Origin of the sequence: Psychrobacillus sp. FSL H8-0483 (assembly GCF_038637725.1) — a bacterium.
Taxonomy (GTDB): domain Bacteria; phylum Bacillota; class Bacilli; order Bacillales_A; family Planococcaceae; genus Psychrobacillus.
Genome location: NZ_CP152052.1, coordinates 2,748,822 through 2,766,693, shown reverse-complemented (window position 1 = coordinate 2,766,693; position 17,872 = coordinate 2,748,822). Strand labels below are relative to the sequence as shown.

Below are 17,872 nucleotides of genomic sequence, written 5' to 3'. Positions count from 1 at the left end.
AATGAAAAAATTCACTAAAATACTTAAAAATCAAAAAGGTTTAACACTTATCGAGCTTCTAGCAGTTATCGTAATCTTAGCTATTGTTGCAGCAATTGCTGTACCATCAATCGGGAATATTGTTAATAATTCGAAAGATAAAGCAATTTTATCCGAAGCTTCTAATGTAATTGCTGGAGCTAAAATAGCAGTTACTGAAGAAAAGTGCTCAACGACTACTGCTAATAATATTACTACTACAACTTGTAGTTCTAGTAATTTACTACCATACGTAGAAGGAATTACATTTGCTTCATCAGGTGATCAAGTAGTTAAAACTGTTGCTGCAGATAATACAACGACATGGACATTAACATATGCAAAGTTAGGTAAAATCAAAAATACGACTAAGTTTACAGGTGGTGGATTTACACCGGGGGCTGCCAATTTAACTATTACTGAGACTCAATTAAATACTATTTTAACAAATTAAGATTTTCTACAGCAGCTCCAGCTGCTGTAGTCACTTATTTTCACGTTTCAGCAAACGAAAGCTTCGTTTGCCGAAACGTGAAAATAACACATATAGATAGAAACATATAGGGGGGTAGCGGCTATGTTCAAAAGTAAAAAGAAGCGATTTGTTGCTTTGGAAGTGAATGAATATCTGATCCGAGCAATCGTGATGAACAGTCCAGATATAAAACAAGCCGTTGTTTATGAGCATCCGTTAAAAGCCGGAATTATTGAAGGAGATATGATTCGAGATGAGATGGCTTTATTTGATGAATTGAAGGAGCTTGTACCTGCATGGGGGATGAAACGACATGATGTTCGTTTTTTTGTTCCAGATCGTTCTGTTATGATGAAGACATTTGAGCATCCTGCTGATGTGACATCTGCTAAGTTAAAAGCTTACGTCGAAATGGAGTTAGGACAAACAATTCATTTACCTTTTACCCATCCGCTTATTGATGTGTATGATGAGAAACCGAATGACGGAGAGGCAACTCTTTTTGCTGCTCCTTCGGAGGAAGTAAGTAAGATGGCTGGTTTATTAGCTGATGTCTCGCTATCTCCTACAGTTGCAGATGTTCGTACTTTATCTACAATTCGTTTTTTAGAAAAGATAAATGCATTTACGGATAAAAAGAGTTATCTTATTACGGATTGGTCGATAACAGGAGTTTCCATTAGTATTTATACGCCTGGAAAGTTAGAATTTCTTCGCTACCAAACAATAGATACTCCTATGCAAAAATGGCAGGGACGTCAAATAGATGAGAAAATGGTTCAATTTTTTTATGATGAAGATATGGAAGAATATCGTATGCAATTAATGGATCAAATCGCTGAAATCGATCGAATTCTAAATTTTTATCGTTTCTCGCTTTATAAAGGAGAAAAGGCAGTAGATGAATTGATTGTTTTAGGAGATTCTCCAGATATGAGTTATATCTTATCCGAAATTCGTTCCAATTATGAAACTCCCGTTACATATATAGGGGATGAAGAGGTTCAGTCGTTATATCCTAATCTTAACGCTAGGCATGCTCCACTTATTGGACTTGTAATCAAGGAGGTAAATTAGTGGTTCCAGAAATTAATTTATTGCCAAAAATAGAAAGTAAAAGGTCTAATAACTTAGTAATTATCTTGAGTATAATCGTATTTGGTGCAATTATATTATTTTTAATCATACAATCATTCTCTTTAAAGAAAGATATTAGCGCTTTGACTACTGAAGAAATACAATTAATAGCAGAAAGAGACGTGCTAGCTGCTCAAATTTCTTCAACAAGTTCTGAAGATCAAGGAAGTCTATCCTCATCGGTTACTTTTGTAGAGAGTGTCTCGTATCCTGTCAGTCCTTTAATAGAAGAAGTACAATCATTGTTAGTAGAGAACACGTATTTACGTGACTATCAATTTGCAGAAATGGATGTTAATCTTACAGCTGATTTTGAGACGATGAATGACCTTTCAATTTTCATTGAAAAATTATTAAACAGTTCTTATTTTACAGATGTGAAAGTGCTGGAAATTTCAACCTTTGAACCAGCAGGTAATTCAGAAGAAACTACGGATACGGATGAGACTGATTTTGATGTGCAACCGCGTTATTCTGCTATGATTGATCTCACTATTGACCAAACGTATTTAAGTACAGGAGGTGCCCGTTGATGAATGAGTTAGTTAGTAATAAAAAAACGGGTTTTCTGTTAATAGCAGCACTAGTAGCAGTTGTCTTTGGTGCTATTTATTATTATGTTATTTATCCTTTAAACGAAGAAAAAAGTACGAAAGAAGTAATGGTAAGCAATGTTCGCAATGAGATTGCCGTATTAAATGAGCAATTAACTGCTCCGAACGAAGAAGTAGAGCCTGAGCAAAATACGTTTGCTCTACAAAAGAAAGTTCCGTTAACACGCGCTTTAGACGAGCTAATTCGCTCGATTGAAGAAGTAGAACTTATTAGTGAATCTAAAATAGAATCTATAAATTTTAATAATTATGACGCAGCTGTTTCTGAATCTCCACTTGCTCCAACGCAAACGGAAGAAGGAACACAAACAGAGAATGCTAAACCAACAGAAGAGAATACAGCTACTGAAACACCTGTTTCACCAGTAGCTAATATTGTACTTCCTCCTCAATTAAAACTAATTACTTTTAATATTTCTGTACTAACAAAAGACTATGACCACCTAAAAGTATTTATTGAAGAACTTGAAAACTTAGAACGAATTGTACGTGTCGATCAAATAGGGTTCTCCATGCCAGGTGAGGAACAATTGTACGATTTGGATTCTGAAGAAACGATTTCTGCTGAAATTCAATTGACTACGTTCTATTACAATGGCGAGTAAATGTTCGACTGTTTACTCGCTCTATTTTTGTGGATATCTACTATGATAAGGAACTTTGAAGATAGGGGTAAAGCGAATGTCTATTAGTCAGTTAAGTATATATTTGTGTGCATATATCCTCCCGGCTCTCTATTTATTTGGGATGGCTTGTGTCGTTATTTCGCAGCATCCGAAAAGACTAGAAAATAGACTGGTTGCTTCTGTCGTGTTCATCTACAGTCTCCTTTTTTTTGAAGAGTTTTTTCGACACTTATTACCAATGGAATATAGTGCAACTTTGACGAAACTGTTCTTTGGAAATTTAGGGTTACTCGTTGTAGGTATTACTTTTCATTTATATACATTTTTGGCCATTTCACAGAAGCGGATGAGAAAACCGTTTTATCCGTCTATTTTTTATGCTCCCTTCTTAGTAGCGATCGTTGCTCAATTATTTAATTACAATCTAATTTCCAATACACAGTATGAAGCAAAAGGAATTTGGTATGTTCCTGTTTTCAACATGCAATATTATGCCACGATGACGGTTTCGAATGTTTTTATAATAGTGATGTTTTTTATATTAGTTACTGGTTATCGGAAGACCAGAGTAATACAGCAAAGAAACTTACTTCGTTTTTTAATGACAAGTACCCTCGTTATCTTATTTTTGAATATTGGACTAGGGTATCTAGATTTTGCACCCGATCTTCCTCCCTATACGTATATTTATGAAGGGTTTGTGTTCTCGATACTTTTATCAATTTCGGTGATGCGCTATCGTTTATTACCGAATGTATCTAAAAGGTATCAAACGATGTTCGACTTGAGTCCTGTGTCCATTATGATCGTTAATGCAAACTGGGATATTTTAGAGATAAATGAACGCGCGGAGCAGATGTTAAACTTACATGATCAATTTGCTGTCAACATGATGAAATTTGCTCACACCAAGAACAATCAAAAGAAGCTCCGAAAACTGGCATTTGAGCTTCAAGAAAATGGAACTGTTCATGGGTATGAGATGTCTTTTGAGCTTTTGCATAGGGCAGGAGTCTCCCACTTTGCAATTGATGCATCGATAGTGTCAACTGGTGAGGAAAAAATCTATTACTTAATGTGGCGAGATGTAACGGACGAGGTAGAGAAGGAAAAGATTATTATGCATATGGCGTATCATGATGCATTAACTAATCTACATAATCGTGCTTATTTTGTGACGAAAGTACGTAGACGATTAATAGAAATTACCAATCAAACAAATGCTATGGGTGTATTAATTTTACTTGATCTGAACCACTTTAAAGAAGTCAATGACCAATTTGGTCACAGCTTGGGTGATCAAGTGCTTCAACATACGGCAGATATTTTGAAAAAGGCAGTTCGGAAAAATGATTTAGTTGCACGCTTTGGTGGGGATGAATTTGTCTTGTTTTTGCATGACTTCGCGTCAAGAGAGTTATTTTATGAATGGTTAGTGCGTTTACGCTCCTTGTTTGCGGCAAACCGTTTTGAATCTAAGGGTATTATGGTAGAAATTGAACCGAGTATTGGTATTGCGTTTTATCCGGATCAGGCGCTTACTTTTGAGGATTTATTTCATCAGGCTGATTTGAATATGTATAAAGATAAAGAAAGTTTAAAAAGTATGAAATAAGGTGTTTATCATGGAAATTGCACTAATGTTGGTTGTGTTTATATATGGGCTAGTATTTGGGTCTTTTTTTAACGTAGTGGGCTTGCGTGTGCCGAAGGGGGAGTCTATTCTTCGTCCTCCTTCCCATTGTACGGTCTGTGATCGAAATCTATCTGCGCGAGATTTAGTTCCTGTGTTTTCCTATGTGTTTTTAAAAGGAAAATGTAGAGGCTGTGGGACAAAGATTCATTGGGTGTACCCAGTGATGGAACTAGTGACGGGTTTATTATTTGCATTTGCTTTTGCTCAGCTAGGTTTTTCCAAAGAGTTTATTGTAGCCATTTTACTTACTTCCTTGCTTGTCATTATTACGGTTTCCGATATTGCGTATATGCTCATTCCGGATAAGATTCTATTATTCTTTTTAATTCCTTTAGTAGGTGCTAGAATTTTAGCTCCTCTAACCCCTTGGTGGGATAGTATACTTGGAGCGGTAATTGGTTTTAGTGTATTGTTTTTAATTGCGGTATTGTCGAAAGGTGGAATGGGTGGCGGGGATATTAAGTTATTCTTCGTCATTGGACTTGTACTAGGTACAGTGTCTACATTATTGACGTTGTTTTTAGCGTCCATTATCGGGACTATTTTCGGAATCATTTCATTACGAATTGCGAAAAAAGGGCGTAAGACACCGATTCCATTTGGACCTTCGATTGCCATTGCTGCAGTGATTTCGTATTTTTATGGGGGATCACTTGTCGATTGGTATATGAATTTGTTTTTTTAACTCGATAAATTTTTAGGGCGAGCCGACATAGGTCTAGTCTTTTTTTATGTTTTTCGTGATAAGGTTGTGAAAAAAGAGGTGATATTATGCCGATTAGAAGGCGGAATCCTAGAAAAAAGATAATATTAGCAGCCGTTCAAGGGCTTGTTATTGGAGTAATTGGAGTTTTACTTTTTGGTTTTATATTAAATTTTGCGAATGAGAAAAAAGTAGAAAATGAAGAAGAAATTACTGCTCCTAATACTGTAAAGGAGGAGGAAGAAGACGAAGAGAAAGTAGAAGTAGCAGCTGATGCTTTGCTAGCTTTTAAAGCAAAACAATATGGCATGTTTACAACAAAGGAAAGTGCTATAGATTTTATGGCTACGGAACCGACTCTAGTGAAAGCGAGTATTGTACAAGTAGAAAATCAATTTTTTGTATGGAGTGAATTATTTGTGAACGACGTGCCTAGTTCTCAACAGGAAGCGCTCCCTACTTTTATTAAAAATCTATACATTTCTACAAACGGATGTGAAGATCCAAAAGTGAAAAAAATCATGACGGTTTTACAAGAAGAAAATATCTCGAAAAATTTTTTTGACTCTATCGTAAAAAAAGAAGAATATCCGGATGATTTAACAAACATCGTGCAAGCGGTATCAACGTTTTCAGATGTTTCATCGGTTATGAGATTACATGTTTTTTCCCACTATTTAGATCAGAATAAATGTGTAGAATTGAGTTTCTGAGCTTAAAAAGGGCCCAAAATGAAATAGTTGCGATTTCTACACAATTCCCATTTTTTCATTTCTTTTGTATGCTATTGAAAAGGGGGAATTAACCATGAAAATCATCACTAATCACCAAATTATTTTAGCAAGCGAATCTCCAAGAAGGAAGGAACTCTTTGGCAAATTAGGAATTCCATTTGAAGTACAACCTTCAAGTGTAAATGAAGAAGTAGAAGGGGAACATACACCGGAAGAATTTGCTCTTTCCATTGCCAAACTGAAAGCAACTGCTATTGCAGAGAAAAATCCTCATGCAGTTGTTATTGGAGCAGATACAACGGTTCGTTTAGGAAATGAACTGCTCTCTAAGCCGGCAAATAATGAGGAAGCTAAAAAGTATCTGCAGCAGTTATCGGGTAAAGTGCATAATGTTATAACGGGTGTCTCCATTCAAGGGCTGGGAAGCAGTTTAGGTTTCACAGAATCTACACAAGTGAAGTTTTACGATTTAACCGATGAGCAGATTGATGCTTATGTAGCTACAGGGGATTCTTTAGATAAAGCTGGTGCATATGGTATTCAAACATTGGGAGGATTATTTGTCGAAAAAATCCAAGGAGATTACAATAATGTCGTTGGGCTTCCAATTAGTCGCTTGTTTCAAACGCTATTAAATCTTCACATAATAGAATTTGATAAGGAGCTGAGTAAATGACCGTAAACTTACCACCTGCCTTAATGATCCGAGATGTACATATGGCTGATCGACCTCGAGAGAGACTTATTAGACAAGGTGCGCAAAGTTTATCCAACCAAGAGCTAATAGCGATCTTGCTTCGTACAGGTACGAAGCAAGAGTCTGTTCTACATCTTGCGAACCGTGTGCTTAACTTTATTGAACAAATACAAGAATTAAAAAATACTACCATGGAAGAAATTATGTCTGTGAGAGGTATTGGTGAAGCAAAGGCCGTGCAGCTCCTTGCAGCAGTTGAGCTAGGTAGAAGATTGTCTCAACAAGTAACAGACGAAAAATTTACGATCCGCTCCCCGAAAGATGCCGCTATATACCTAATGCCTGATATGACCTCGTTAAAACAAGAGCATTTTGTAGTACTCTTCCTAAATGTCAAAAACCAAATTCTCCATAAACAAACTGTATTTATCGGCTCCCTTAATGCTTCAATCGTACATCCAAGAGAAATATTTCGGGAAGCTGTGAAACGCTCCGCTGCCTCTATTATATGTGCGCATAACCATCCCTCCGGCAATCCCACGCCCTCTTCAGAAGATATTGATGTAACGAAACGATTGCTTGAGGCTGGACAGCTGATGGGAATCGAATTGATTGATCATGTCATCATAGGGGACCATCAATTTATTAGTTTAAAAGAAAAAGGGTATATGTGACACTGTGCATTTTCTTTTCTATCCGTTATAATGAGAGTTATGACTTTAAAACAATTAAGTGAAACTTGTAAGAGATAGAAAGGGAGTAAGTAATAGTGTTTGGATTTGGATCAAGAGATGTTGGAATCGATTTAGGGACAGCGAATACGCTTGTTTTTATAAAAGGGAAGGGCATTGTATTAAGAGAGCCTTCTGTAGTTGCAAAAAATGTGCAAAACGGTGATATAGTTGCTGTTGGTAACGATGCAAAAAATATGATTGGTCGAACGCCAGGTTCGATTGTAGCTATACGTCCAATGAAAGATGGTGTTATTGCGGATTTTGATACGACATCTGCAATGATAGAATATTATTTAAGAAATGCGATGAAGGCGTCTGGTATGTCTTGGAGCAAACCAAATGTGATGATTTGTGTACCATTCGGAATTACTTCCGTAGAACAACGTGCTGTAATTGATGCTGCAAAACAAGCGGGAGCTCGTGATGCCATAACAATTGAAGAGCCATTTGCTGCTGCAATCGGAGCAAATTTACCTGTTTGGGAACCTACTGGAAGTATGGTCGTTGATATAGGTGGAGGTACGACAGAGGTAGCAGTCATTTCCCTTGGGGGAGTTGTAACAAGTGAGTCCGTTCGAGTAGGCGGAGATGCAATGGACCAAGCTATTACTAGCTATGTTCGTAAAACGTATAACTTAACAATTGGTGAACGTACAGCTGAATCGATTAAAATGGAAATTGGCTCTGCGAGAGTAACAGGAATTGAAGATAAAATGGACATTCGTGGCCGAGATTTAGTGACTGGATTACCGAAGACTATTGATATCTCTTCCAAAGAAATTGCAAGTGCTTTACGTGAATCGATTTCATCTATCATTGATGGTGTGAAGAAGACATTGGAGCAAACTCCTCCAGAATTATCTGCGGATGTAATGGAACGTGGTATTATGCTTACTGGTGGTGGAGCATTATTGAAAAATTTAGACAAAGTTATTAGTGACCAAACAAATATGCCTGTATTTATTGCCGAGAGTCCATTAGATTGTGTTGCTATTGGAACAGGAAAAGCACTAGATCATATGGGGCTATTAAAGCGTCAACAAAACAAACATTAAGGGGAAGTGAGTTATGCCACAGTTTTTTTCGAATAAGCGATTAATTTTGCTGCTTGTAGGGATGATCTTTCTTGTGGCACTCATCAGCTTTTCTTTGCGCGATCGAAATCATGCATCATTACCAGAACAATTAATTAAAGATGTGGTCGGTTTTGGACAAACAGTGTTTTCTAAGCCGACCCAGTATGTTACTGGTATTTTTAACAATGTGGAGTCTTTGCTTAATACATATGATGAAAACAAACGATTGAAAGCTAGATTAGAAGATTATGCATCCTTACAGGCTGAAGTGAACGATTTACAGCTTGAAAATAAAGAGTTAAGAAACATTGTAGATAAAGAAGAAAATCTCCGAGCGTTTAACCCAATTCAATCTACCGTGATTGCACGTAATCCCGATCAATGGGAAGAAAAAATCATTATTGATAAAGGCGAAATTCATGGAGTGGAAAAAAATATGGCTGTTATGACTTCTAAAGGATTAATAGGGAAAGTCATATTGACTACACCATATACTTCTACTGTGGAACTTTTATCTACTCAAAATCCAAATTATCGTGTTTCTGCAGTTATTGCGGCTGAAGAAGAAGTTTTTGGGTTAATTGAAGGGTTCGATGAGAAGCGTAAAGAACTTATCATGAAAAGAATCGATTCAGACTTTGAAGTGAAAAAAGGTCAAAAAGTGACTACTTCTGGTTTAGGTGGTATTTTCCCAAAAGGGATTTTAATTGGAGAAGTGACAGAAGTAACAACAGATGATTATGGTTTAACACAACTTGCCTACATTAAACCAGCAGCAAGCTTCTCTATATTAGATCATGTGATTATTTCTAAACGTTCTATTAATTCTGTTGATGGTTCTGATGGAGATAATACAGAGAAAGATCTAACAGAAGGTGCGGGGGACGGCTCATGATTCGTTTTCTAGTAATTATTGTGTCGGTTCTATTATTTTATATGGAACCGATTTTTGGCCTATTTTCTCCAATTGAATTAAATGGAGATTTTTATGTTTTAGTACCACGCTTTTTAATCATGTATTTAATATTTGTCTCCATTTATTACGACCGCAAACGAGCGATGTTATACGCTTTGTTTTTTGGGCTCTTGTATGATGTCTTTTTCATTGATATTATTGGATTATATTCTTTTATTTACCCATTAATGTGTTTAGTTGCAAGCTATGTTGTTAAGTTTGTCCATCAGCACTTAATAGTCGCTACTATTTTGACGCTAATTCTAGTAGCTGTAGTTGAATCATTATTATTCTTATTTTATACATTCATTGGTATTAAAACGATGTCGTTTACTAATTTTTATCAATATAATCTCATCCCCACGATGATAGCTAATCTAGTATTCCTATTAATGTTTGGGTGGGCATTTAAATATATTCTTCTAAATCGGTTTAATCAAAAAGCATTACTTCTTCAAAAATAATAGTTTTGGTTAAACTGTAGATCTGAGGTGACTTGATTGACGAAAAAGCAGTTAATATCGATTAAAGGAACGAAAGAGGGCCTTGTATTACGTTTAGACGATCAGTGTTCATATACAGAGCTTTTAGAAGAGTTAGCGAAAAAGGTATCTGATGAAGGTTTTGAAGGTCAAGCTGAAGTGCTATTACAACTGGGATATCGATATTGCAATGACGAACAGGCAAAAGAAATTATTAACTGTGTACAACAAACGGAACATCTTCGAGTAACAAAGATTCAAAGTGAAGTAATGACTGTGGAAGAATGTAATAGAAGATTACTAGAAAACCAGTCAGAAACGTACGTTGGAATTGTTCGATCAGGACAAGTAATAACGGCAGTAGGTGACCTAGTAATCATTGGAGATGTTAATCCGAATGGACGAGTTGTTGCTGGTGGTAATGTGTTTGTACTCGGTAGGCTAAAAGGTATTGCACATGCCGGTTCTAGTGGGAATAGAGATGCGGTAATAGCAGCCTCTTGGTTAGAGGCAACGCATCTAATCATTGATAATGTCGTTGAAATGATGACAGAGGAGTCAGGTATTCTATCAGAGAAACCAGAAATGGAATGTGCTTATTTACATACAAATGGTTCTATCGCAATTGACCGTTTACAAGACCTTCGATTGTTAAGACCAAATATATCAACATTTAAAGGAGGAAGCTAATGTGGGAGAAGCAATCGTAATAACTTCAGGGAAAGGTGGTGTCGGTAAAACGACTACAACTGCAAACCTTGGAACTGCATTGGCTTTGCAAGGAAAGAAAGTTTGTTTAATGGACACGGATATTGGTTTAAGAAACTTGGATGTGGTTCTTGGACTTGAAAATAGAATTATATATGACCTAGTAGATGTCGTGGAAGGTCGTTGTAAGATTCATCAAGCGCTTGTAAAAGATAAGCGTTTTGAAGATAAGTTATACTTATTACCAGCAGCGCAAACGACAGATAAAAACGCTGTCACTCCAGACCAAATGAGAGAGCTTGTGACAGAGCTGAAGCGTGATTATGATTATGTTTTAATCGATTGTCCAGCAGGGATTGAGCAAGGGTATAAAAATGCAATTGCTGGAGCAGATAAAGCAATTGTTGTCACAACGCCTGAGATTTCTGCAGTTCGTGATGCTGATCGAATTATTGGCTTACTAGAACAAGAGCAATCAATTGATCCTCCTAAGCTAATTATTAACCGCATTCGCCAACATTTAATGGTGAAAGGCGAAGCGCTTGATATAAACGAAATTACAACACATTTATCCATAGATTTATTGGGAATAATACCAGACGATGAGAATGTTATTACTTCTTCCAATAAAGGAGAACCTGTTGTAATGGATCCAAGTAATAGAGCAGCACTTGGGTACCGCAACATTGCACGGCGTATTCTAGGTGAATCTGTACCTTTAATGTCAATGGATACGCAAAAAAAAGGTGTAATGTCTAAAATTAAATCTATCTTCTCTAAATAAACTAACTATCGAGAAGCTAACTTCCATTAATAATTTGGAGTTAGCTTCTTTTTATATTCATGAATTTGATTGGGTTGTCATACATTCTTTTTAGGGGGAATGTTATGCTTTCGAAAAAAAAATGGATGCTTGCATTTGCATTGGTAATTTTGTTTGTAATGTTGGACAAATTCGAAAAAAATGATGTGTTATCTACTGATTACGCTACATCACTTCTGGCACCTCAAAAGCCATCTGAAGTGTATAGGAAAGTCATGGAGTGGATTAATCCATCCGATGATTTAGTAAGTGTTAGTGCACCTGTGACCAATCCTCCTTTAATCGAATATAAATCGATTCAACCTTTTGAAAAAGGAGCTATTTTAGCCATTGATGAAACACAAGAACTTTATGCTTCGGAAGATGGATTAATTATTTTCACAGGATATACAAAAAAAACGGGTAAAACGCTATCTATTTTGTATGATACTGGAGAAACCGCTACCTTTGGTTTTGTAGAAGATTTTTACCAATTACCTTACACAACTATTAATGCAGGAGATATTTTTGCGTCTGTAGAGAGCAAAGTTCTCTATATTCAAGTAGAAAAAGAAGGGGAGTTATTAGAAACGAGCGACCTAGTAGAATGGTTAACCGCATCGAATGAATAAGCCAGTTTACCGGGTACATCCTATTATGATTCCGTTTTTCCTCTTTTTTTATTTGTCTGGAGAAATTGCCATCTATTCAATCGTATTTGGCTCTTTGCTTATACATGAGGTAGGACATTTAATAGGAGCAAAGCTAGTTGGGGCAAGAGTTCGTTCTTGCACTATTCTCCCATATGGTGGAGAAATAAAAATAGAGCAGTTTTCCAGATTGAAAGGAAGTCACCAGCTTTTTATTATTCTAATAGGTCCTTTCTGTACATTATTATTAATGGTTTTTAGTGTTATTGTAGACTTTCCACAAGCAAATATACTATTTTTCACTCAGACGGCTATTTTAGGGTTAAATCTACTTCCTATTTTTCCACTGGATGGTGGACGAGCATTATACGTGTTTTTCCCAAATCATTACGTGGAGTTAATAAGCTTTTCGATTTGGATTAGTGTGCTTATTTTTTATGTCAGTTTATTTTACTTTCCTAAAGGTCTGTCCATCTCGATTATTTTTTTATTTATCGCATTTCAAAACTATTCTTATTGGAGATTTAGAAAGTACAAACTTGCATTTGATCGTATTACTAGAAGTGCTTGACTCGGATTTTTATATGTGCTATTATTTTAATGTTATTGTTTGTAACAGCACCCGTTGTTACAACCGCTCTGAAAAGGTTTAAGTATACGAGTAATCGGATCACCTTTTGTAAGGCGAGTCTTAGTCTAAGAGGAGGTGCAAGTATATGTACGCAATTATTGAAACTGGTGGAAAACAAATCAAAGTTGAACAAGGGCAAGAAATCTACATTGAAAAATTAGATGCTAACGCTGATGAAGTTGTAACTTTTGATAAAGTTCTATTCGTAGGTGGAAATGATGTTAAAGTTGGTGCTCCATTCGTGGAAGGTGCTACAGTTACAGCGAAAGTTGTAAAAAATGGCAAAGCTAAAAAAATCATCGTTTTCAAATACAAAGCTAAAAAGAACTACCGTAAAAAACAAGGTCATCGTCAACCATACACTAAATTAGTAGTAGAATCTATTAGCTTATAATATGATTAAAGTGACTGTGATGAAAGATCAATCAGGTCTTATTCATTCATTTGAAATGAAAGGACATGCTGATTTTGCAGAACATGGGAAAGATTTAGTTTGTGCAGGTGCTTCTGCTGTATCGTTTGGTGCAGTGAATGCCATTATTGCCCTTACAGAAATCACACCTATAATCGAGCAAAAAGGTAACGGAGGGTATTTATACGTTGAAGTGCCAAGCATTACAAATCCGGAAAAGGCTGCTAATATACAGTTAATTCTAGAGGCGATGATTGTTTCTTTACAAACGATTGAACAAGATTATGGGAAATATATAAAAATAACCTTCAAACAGTAGGAGGTGGAACATATGTTAAAATTAAATCTTCAGTTTTTCGCATCCAAAAAGGGAGTAGGTTCGACTCGTAACGGTCGTGACTCTCAATCGAAACGTCTTGGCGCTAAACGTGCTGACGGACAATTCGTATCAGGCGGATCAATTTTATACCGTCAACGCGGTACTAAAATTCACCCGGGTGAAAACGTTGGACGTGGTGGAGATGACACACTTTTTGCGAAAGTTGACGGTGTAGTGCGCTTTGAGCGTTTCGGCCGCGACAAGAAAAAAGTAAGTGTATATCCTGTAGCTCAAGAAGCTTAAACAAAAAATCAAAGGACTGCATTTATGCGGTCCTTTTTTATTTTCAAAAAACATAAAAGTTATCCTATACTCTGGAGCAAAATGTATCTATACCTGTTATACTAGACAAGGATAGTAAACGTTGGAGTGTGTATACTAATATGAGTCATAAACCAATAACAATAAATGAAATACTTCGCCATTCCATGCATGATTTTTTAAATCAAATGCATCTAATTCAAATGAATCTAGATATGGGTAGACAAGAGGAAGCAAAGAATTTAATTCATATGTATTCACAGAAATGTAATCAGTTCTTCGATATAAATAACGCTGGATTATTAAAAACGAATGAATGGTTGCAGACGTTTACTATGAAGTATAATCACATGACTTTAGATGTTCAAACATCTCTTCTAAAACGTGGAGCAGAAAAATACGATGTTGCACTTCGGGATTATTTAGATCGGTTTGTTCAATCCGTTTACCCGAACCTTAGAGGATATCAAGAGCAATTACTTAAAGTTCATATCAATTCAGATGAATTATTGGAGATTTTTATTGAAATCACTGGAGATTGGTCTCCCTATTCGTGGATGGATGAAATATCGAATGAATTATTTCGAATAGAAAGACTGGTAAATACAGAAAACCAAATAAAATGTAAACTAATTGCAAGTGAAAGATTGGAGTGAAATAAATGTTTGTCGATCACGTGAAGGTGTATGTAAAAGGTGGAGACGGCGGAGATGGTATGGTTGGATTCCGTCGTGAAAAATATGTTCCTATGGGAGGTCCCGCTGGTGGTGATGGCGGAAACGGTGGAGATGTTATTTTCGTAGTAGATGAAGGTTTACGCACGCTAATGGATTTCCGTTATAAACGCAATTTTAAAGCAACTCGTGGAGAACACGGGGGAAGTAAGAATATGCATGGTGCAAATGCAGATGATTTATTCGTAAAAGTTCCTCCGGGTACTGTTGTGATGAATGAAGAAACTGGACAAGTTATTGCGGATTTAGTAGAGCAAGGTCAAAAAGCAGTAATCGCAAGAGGTGGCCGTGGAGGTCGTGGAAACTCTCGTTTTGCAACGGCAGCAAACCCTGCTCCAGAGCTTTCAGAGAAGGGCGAACCAGGATACGAGTTAAGTGTTACATTAGAACTTAAAGTTCTAGCGGACGTAGGTTTAGTAGGATTCCCAAGTGTGGGTAAATCGACTTTATTATCGGTTGTGTCTGCAGCAAAACCAAAAATTGCTCCGTATCATTTTACAACAATTGTTCCTAATTTAGGAATGGTTGAAACAGAAGATCACCGTAGTTTTGCAATGGCTGATTTACCAGGATTAATCGAAGGCGCACATGAAGGTGTAGGCCTAGGTCATCAATTCCTACGTCATATTGAACGTACACGCGTTATTGTACATGTAATCGATATGTCTGGGATGGAAGGCCGTGATCCTTACGAGGACTATTTAACAATCAATGAAGAGCTAAAACAATATAATCTTCGTTTAACGGAAAGACCTCAGATTATTGTTGCAAATAAAATGGATATGCCAGATGCAGAAGAAAACTTAATTGCATTTAAAGAAAAGGTTGGCCCTGATATGAAGGTCTTCCCAATCTCAGCAATTTCCCGTCAAGGACTGCAAGAATTACTATTTTCTGTAGCTGACTTATTAGAAGTAGCGCCAGAATTCCCGTTAGAACAATTGATGGAAGAAGAAACAGAAACGTCTGTTATGTATAAGCATGAAGGCCAAAAAGATGACTTCACGATTACTAGAGATGATGATGGAGCGTTCGTATTATCTGGTGGGACAGTTGAAAGATTATTTAAAATGACTGATTTCAGTAGAGAAGATTCTATCCGCAGATTCTCAAGACAATTACGTGGTATGGGAATAGATGAAGCATTACGTCAACGTGGAGCAAAAGATGGAGACATCGTAAGACTATTGAAATTTGAATTTGAGTTTATCGAATAGGAGAAAGAAGGGAACCGCATGAAAGATGTTACAAACCAGCGCTTTTTTTTAGTACGAGAAGATGTGCTTACTGAAGCAATGCAAAAAACTTTGGATGCAAAGCATCTTCTTCAATCTGGGAAAGTATCTTCTATTTGGGACGCAGTAAAAGAAGTTGACTTATCCCGAAGTGCTTTTTATAAATATCGTGATGCGGTTTTTCCGTTCCATTCGATTGTGCAAGAAAGAATATTAACAGTATTTTTACAGTTAGAAGATAGAGAAGGAACGCTCGCAAGATTACTCCAACTCATAGCAGACTCAGCATGTAATGTATTAACTATTCACCAAACGATACCAATTCAAGGCAGAGCAAGTGTGACGTTATCGCTAGATGTCACAGCAATGACAAGGGAATTAGAGGAATTCATAAATGAAATGAAGCGACTAGACTTTGTCGAATCAGCGGAAGTTATTAGTTCTGGTGCTTTATAAGGAGGATTTTAATTGTCAACTCAACAAGTGGCTTACCTCGGACCGGAAGCTTCTTTTACCCATTTAGCAACGAAGTGTTTATTCCAACATAATCAATTAGTTCCAATACGAACGATACCAGAAGCCATTGAAGCAGTCGCTAGTGGTAAAGTGGATATTGCTGTCGTACCAATCGAAAATGCGTTAGAAGGTACAGTTCCATTAACGATTGATTATTTATTTCATGAAGCAGATGTGTATGTCATTGCTGAAATACTAGCACCAATAGAACAGCATTTAATGGTACATCCAGCCAATGAAAAAAGATGGGAAGACATAACGACTGTCTATTCTCATCCCCATGCTCTCGCTCAGTGCCATAAGTTTTTGTATAATCGCTTTAGAAAAGTCCCACTTGAACAATCAACTTCAACAGCAGCTGCAGCAAAATTTGTTTCTGAAAATGAACAAGCATGTATTGCTGCAATTGGAAATACATCCGCTGCTACTGAGTATGGATTAAAAATCGTTGAGCATAATATTCATGATTTTCATTTTAATCACACTCGTTTCTTTGTACTCTCCCAAAAGAATAAGAGTATCCAACAACCTGGCCATACAGATCAAATAAAGACGACTGTGATGATCACATTGCCAAAAGACGATCGTTCTGGGGCATTGCATCAAGTACTTTCTGTTTTTGCATGGAGACAGCTGAATTTAAGCAAAATTGAATCCCGACCTTTAAAAACTGGACTAGGGCAATACTTTTTCATCATTGATGTACTAGAAGATGAAAGAACTCCTATGATGGTAGGTGCAGTGGAAGAATTAAAAGCTTTAGGCTGTGAAGTGAAGTCTCTTGGATCTTACAATACATACGAAACGGAAACAGAAGCGCCTGCAGATTGAGGTGCTTCTGTTTTGCGTTTCATTTAATTTAGTCTCGCATTTACGGGAATTGGTCTCAGTTAGTTGGGAATGAATGCACTTTAAAGGAATTTGGTCTCTCTTTAATCTAAAATGGTCTCGTTAAACCATTTATTGGATAAATAGACACCTATTCTTTAATTACATATCCTTTTCTTTGAATAGCTCCTATTCCGCGGTTTAAAATTTCTTCTGTTGGTGCAGATAGAAGGTGGAGATGAATACCGGAAGTAAGTTCCAACAAAAAAGATGCTTCTGTTTCTCTAACTTTCTTTAAAAACATTTCTACATCATGACGGTTAGAAACCATGATGGCAGAGGTGATTTCTCCGTATACAGGATGCTCTACCGTGACATTTTCTACCGTAACCCCGGCGTCTACTAATGTGAGTAGCTCATCTTCCGAATCTTTTGATTGATGATTACATGCAACACGTTTTTGAAAATAAGCACTATTCTCTTTGTCTGGTAATAAAATATACCCTTGACTTGTAGACACAATAGGGATATTCGTAGCCTTTAATAAAGTAATATCATTTACAATTACCTGTCGGCTGACATTTGCTTGCTTAGCAAGCTCTGTCCCTGTTACTGGCTGATCTTGTTCTTTTAAATAAGAAAAGATCCAACTTCTACGTTCTGCCCCTTTTAACTTTTTCAACTTTAATCCCTCCAAACTTGCATAACGGTATAGTTCCTATTCATAAGTTTATCATGAAGGGAAGTGTGTTTGTTTTAAAATCTGTGA

General features: G+C 36.6%; 24 protein-coding genes and 1 other annotated feature. Of the genes, 23 read left to right on the top strand and 1 reads right to left on the bottom strand.

Features of this window, described 5'->3' with window-relative positions; translation table 11 throughout:
* The first annotated feature begins 1 nt into the window (after position 1).
* The 23 genes from MHB48_RS13280 (at position 2) to pheA (ending at position 17,106) form a co-directional block, all read left to right on the top strand.
* Positions 2-472, top strand: coding sequence for a type II secretion system protein (locus MHB48_RS13280; RefSeq protein ID WP_342601382.1), 471 nt, complete (start codon positions 2-4; stop codon positions 470-472).
* Positions 473-595: 123 nt separating this feature from the next.
* A complete protein-coding gene (gene pilM / locus MHB48_RS13275; RefSeq protein ID WP_342598509.1) occupies positions 596-1,570 on the top strand; it encodes a pilus assembly protein PilM in 975 nt (324 codons plus the stop codon).
* A complete protein-coding gene (locus tag MHB48_RS13270) occupies positions 1,570-2,163 on the top strand; it encodes a hypothetical protein (RefSeq protein ID WP_342598508.1) in 594 nt (197 codons plus the stop codon). The genes pilM and MHB48_RS13270 overlap by 1 nt, the downstream gene beginning before the upstream one ends.
* A complete protein-coding gene (locus MHB48_RS13265; protein WP_342598507.1) occupies positions 2,163-2,849 on the top strand; it encodes a potassium transporter in 687 nt (228 codons plus the stop codon). The genes MHB48_RS13270 and MHB48_RS13265 overlap by 1 nt, the downstream gene beginning before the upstream one ends.
* 76 nt (positions 2,850-2,925) lie before the next feature.
* Complete coding sequence (locus MHB48_RS13260; RefSeq protein WP_342598506.1) at positions 2,926-4,485, top strand: diguanylate cyclase; 1,560 nt, start codon at positions 2,926-2,928, stop codon at positions 4,483-4,485.
* Positions 4,486-4,495: 10 nt separating this feature from the next.
* Positions 4,496-5,251 (top strand): prepilin peptidase, encoded by a 756-nt coding sequence (locus MHB48_RS13255; RefSeq protein WP_342598505.1) that lies wholly within the window; start codon positions 4,496-4,498, stop codon positions 5,249-5,251.
* 86 nt (positions 5,252-5,337) lie between these two features.
* Entirely contained in the window at positions 5,338-5,982 is a 645-nt protein-coding gene (locus tag MHB48_RS13250; protein WP_342598504.1) for a hypothetical protein, read from the top strand.
* A gap of 94 nt (positions 5,983-6,076) precedes the next feature.
* Positions 6,077-6,679: a Maf family protein gene (locus MHB48_RS13245; protein WP_342598503.1), complete on the top strand. Its 603-nt coding sequence runs from the start codon at positions 6,077-6,079 to the stop codon at positions 6,677-6,679.
* Complete coding sequence (gene radC, locus MHB48_RS13240; protein WP_342598502.1) at positions 6,676-7,374, top strand: DNA repair protein RadC; 699 nt, start codon at positions 6,676-6,678, stop codon at positions 7,372-7,374. Before MHB48_RS13245 ends, radC begins: the two co-directional genes overlap by 4 nt.
* A gap of 95 nt (positions 7,375-7,469) precedes the next feature.
* Positions 7,470-8,489, top strand: coding sequence for a rod shape-determining protein (locus MHB48_RS13235; protein WP_342598501.1), 1,020 nt, complete (start codon positions 7,470-7,472; stop codon positions 8,487-8,489).
* A 13-nt stretch (positions 8,490-8,502) separates the two neighbouring features.
* On the top strand, positions 8,503-9,405 hold the full coding sequence (mreC, locus tag MHB48_RS13230) for a rod shape-determining protein MreC (RefSeq protein WP_342598500.1): 903 nt from the start codon (positions 8,503-8,505) through the stop codon (positions 9,403-9,405).
* Positions 9,402-9,929, top strand: coding sequence for a rod shape-determining protein MreD (gene mreD, locus MHB48_RS13225; protein WP_342598499.1), 528 nt, complete (start codon positions 9,402-9,404; stop codon positions 9,927-9,929). The genes mreC and mreD overlap by 4 nt, the downstream gene beginning before the upstream one ends.
* A 36-nt stretch (positions 9,930-9,965) precedes the next feature.
* Positions 9,966-10,637, top strand: a complete 672-nt coding sequence (gene minC, locus MHB48_RS13220; RefSeq protein WP_340922095.1) for a septum site-determining protein MinC — start codon at positions 9,966-9,968, stop codon at positions 10,635-10,637.
* Between the two features lies 1 nt (position 10,638).
* Positions 10,639-11,439: a septum site-determining protein MinD gene (gene minD, locus MHB48_RS13215; protein ID WP_340922092.1), complete on the top strand. Its 801-nt coding sequence runs from the start codon at positions 10,639-10,641 to the stop codon at positions 11,437-11,439.
* A gap of 104 nt (positions 11,440-11,543) precedes the next feature.
* A complete protein-coding gene (locus tag MHB48_RS13210) occupies positions 11,544-12,089 on the top strand; it encodes a hypothetical protein (RefSeq protein WP_342598498.1) in 546 nt (181 codons plus the stop codon).
* Positions 12,082-12,678 (top strand): hypothetical protein, encoded by a 597-nt coding sequence (locus tag MHB48_RS13205; RefSeq protein WP_342598497.1) that lies wholly within the window; start codon positions 12,082-12,084, stop codon positions 12,676-12,678. Before MHB48_RS13210 ends, MHB48_RS13205 begins: the two co-directional genes overlap by 8 nt.
* A 51-nt stretch (positions 12,679-12,729) precedes the next feature.
* Positions 12,730-12,809: a sequence feature (ribosomal protein L21 leader region), on the top strand.
* 14 nt (positions 12,810-12,823) lie between these two features.
* On the top strand, positions 12,824-13,132 hold the full coding sequence (gene rplU / locus MHB48_RS13200) for a 50S ribosomal protein L21 (RefSeq protein ID WP_340922086.1): 309 nt from the start codon (positions 12,824-12,826) through the stop codon (positions 13,130-13,132).
* 1 nt (position 13,133) lies between these two features.
* Positions 13,134-13,469 (top strand): ribosomal-processing cysteine protease Prp, encoded by a 336-nt coding sequence (locus tag MHB48_RS13195; RefSeq protein ID WP_340922084.1) that lies wholly within the window; start codon positions 13,134-13,136, stop codon positions 13,467-13,469.
* Positions 13,470-13,481: 12 nt separating this feature from the next.
* Complete coding sequence (gene rpmA, locus MHB48_RS13190; RefSeq protein ID WP_090564003.1) at positions 13,482-13,772, top strand: 50S ribosomal protein L27; 291 nt, start codon at positions 13,482-13,484, stop codon at positions 13,770-13,772.
* A 140-nt stretch (positions 13,773-13,912) separates the two neighbouring features.
* On the top strand, positions 13,913-14,446 hold the full coding sequence (locus MHB48_RS13185) for a Spo0B domain-containing protein (protein WP_342598496.1): 534 nt from the start codon (positions 13,913-13,915) through the stop codon (positions 14,444-14,446).
* Positions 14,447-14,451: 5 nt separating this feature from the next.
* Positions 14,452-15,741, top strand: a complete 1,290-nt coding sequence (obgE, locus tag MHB48_RS13180) for a GTPase ObgE (protein ID WP_342598495.1) — start codon at positions 14,452-14,454, stop codon at positions 15,739-15,741.
* 18 nt (positions 15,742-15,759) lie between these two features.
* Positions 15,760-16,215 carry an ACT domain-containing protein gene (locus tag MHB48_RS13175; RefSeq protein ID WP_342598494.1) on the top strand — a complete coding sequence of 152 codons (456 nt, stop codon included), beginning with the start codon at positions 15,760-15,762 and terminating at the stop codon, positions 16,213-16,215.
* Positions 16,216-16,227: 12 nt separating this feature from the next.
* Positions 16,228-17,106, top strand: a complete 879-nt coding sequence (gene pheA, locus MHB48_RS13170; protein WP_342598493.1) for a prephenate dehydratase — start codon at positions 16,228-16,230, stop codon at positions 17,104-17,106.
* A gap of 148 nt (positions 17,107-17,254) precedes the next feature.
* On the opposite strand, the gene MHB48_RS13165 is transcribed toward pheA, so the two are convergent.
* A complete protein-coding gene (locus tag MHB48_RS13165) occupies positions 17,255-17,785 on the bottom strand; it encodes a transcription repressor NadR (protein WP_342598492.1) in 531 nt (176 codons plus the stop codon).
* Positions 17,786-17,872: the final 87 nt, after the last annotated feature.

Coding starts and splice junctions, on each gene's coding strand:
- MHB48_RS13280 (WP_342601382.1), top strand. CDS start 2: ATGAAAAAATTCACTAAAATACTTAAAAATCAAAAAGGTTTAACACTT.
- pilM (WP_342598509.1), top strand. CDS start 596: ATGTTCAAAAGTAAAAAGAAGCGATTTGTTGCTTTGGAAGTGAATGAA.
- MHB48_RS13265 (WP_342598507.1), top strand. CDS start 2,163: ATGAATGAGTTAGTTAGTAATAAAAAAACGGGTTTTCTGTTAATAGCA.
- MHB48_RS13260 (WP_342598506.1), top strand. CDS start 2,926: ATGTCTATTAGTCAGTTAAGTATATATTTGTGTGCATATATCCTCCCG.
- MHB48_RS13255 (WP_342598505.1), top strand. CDS start 4,496: ATGGAAATTGCACTAATGTTGGTTGTGTTTATATATGGGCTAGTATTT.
- MHB48_RS13250 (WP_342598504.1), top strand. CDS start 5,338: ATGCCGATTAGAAGGCGGAATCCTAGAAAAAAGATAATATTAGCAGCC.
- MHB48_RS13245 (WP_342598503.1), top strand. CDS start 6,077: ATGAAAATCATCACTAATCACCAAATTATTTTAGCAAGCGAATCTCCA.
- radC (WP_342598502.1), top strand. CDS start 6,676: ATGACCGTAAACTTACCACCTGCCTTAATGATCCGAGATGTACATATG.
- mreC (WP_342598500.1), top strand. CDS start 8,503: ATGCCACAGTTTTTTTCGAATAAGCGATTAATTTTGCTGCTTGTAGGG.
- mreD (WP_342598499.1), top strand. CDS start 9,402: ATGATTCGTTTTCTAGTAATTATTGTGTCGGTTCTATTATTTTATATG.
- MHB48_RS13210 (WP_342598498.1), top strand. CDS start 11,544: ATGCTTTCGAAAAAAAAATGGATGCTTGCATTTGCATTGGTAATTTTG.
- MHB48_RS13205 (WP_342598497.1), top strand. CDS start 12,082: ATGAATAAGCCAGTTTACCGGGTACATCCTATTATGATTCCGTTTTTC.
- rplU (WP_340922086.1), top strand. CDS start 12,824: ATGTACGCAATTATTGAAACTGGTGGAAAACAAATCAAAGTTGAACAA.
- MHB48_RS13195 (WP_340922084.1), top strand. CDS start 13,134: ATGATTAAAGTGACTGTGATGAAAGATCAATCAGGTCTTATTCATTCA.
- rpmA (WP_090564003.1), top strand. CDS start 13,482: ATGTTAAAATTAAATCTTCAGTTTTTCGCATCCAAAAAGGGAGTAGGT.
- MHB48_RS13185 (WP_342598496.1), top strand. CDS start 13,913: ATGAGTCATAAACCAATAACAATAAATGAAATACTTCGCCATTCCATG.
- obgE (WP_342598495.1), top strand. CDS start 14,452: ATGTTTGTCGATCACGTGAAGGTGTATGTAAAAGGTGGAGACGGCGGA.
- MHB48_RS13175 (WP_342598494.1), top strand. CDS start 15,760: ATGAAAGATGTTACAAACCAGCGCTTTTTTTTAGTACGAGAAGATGTG.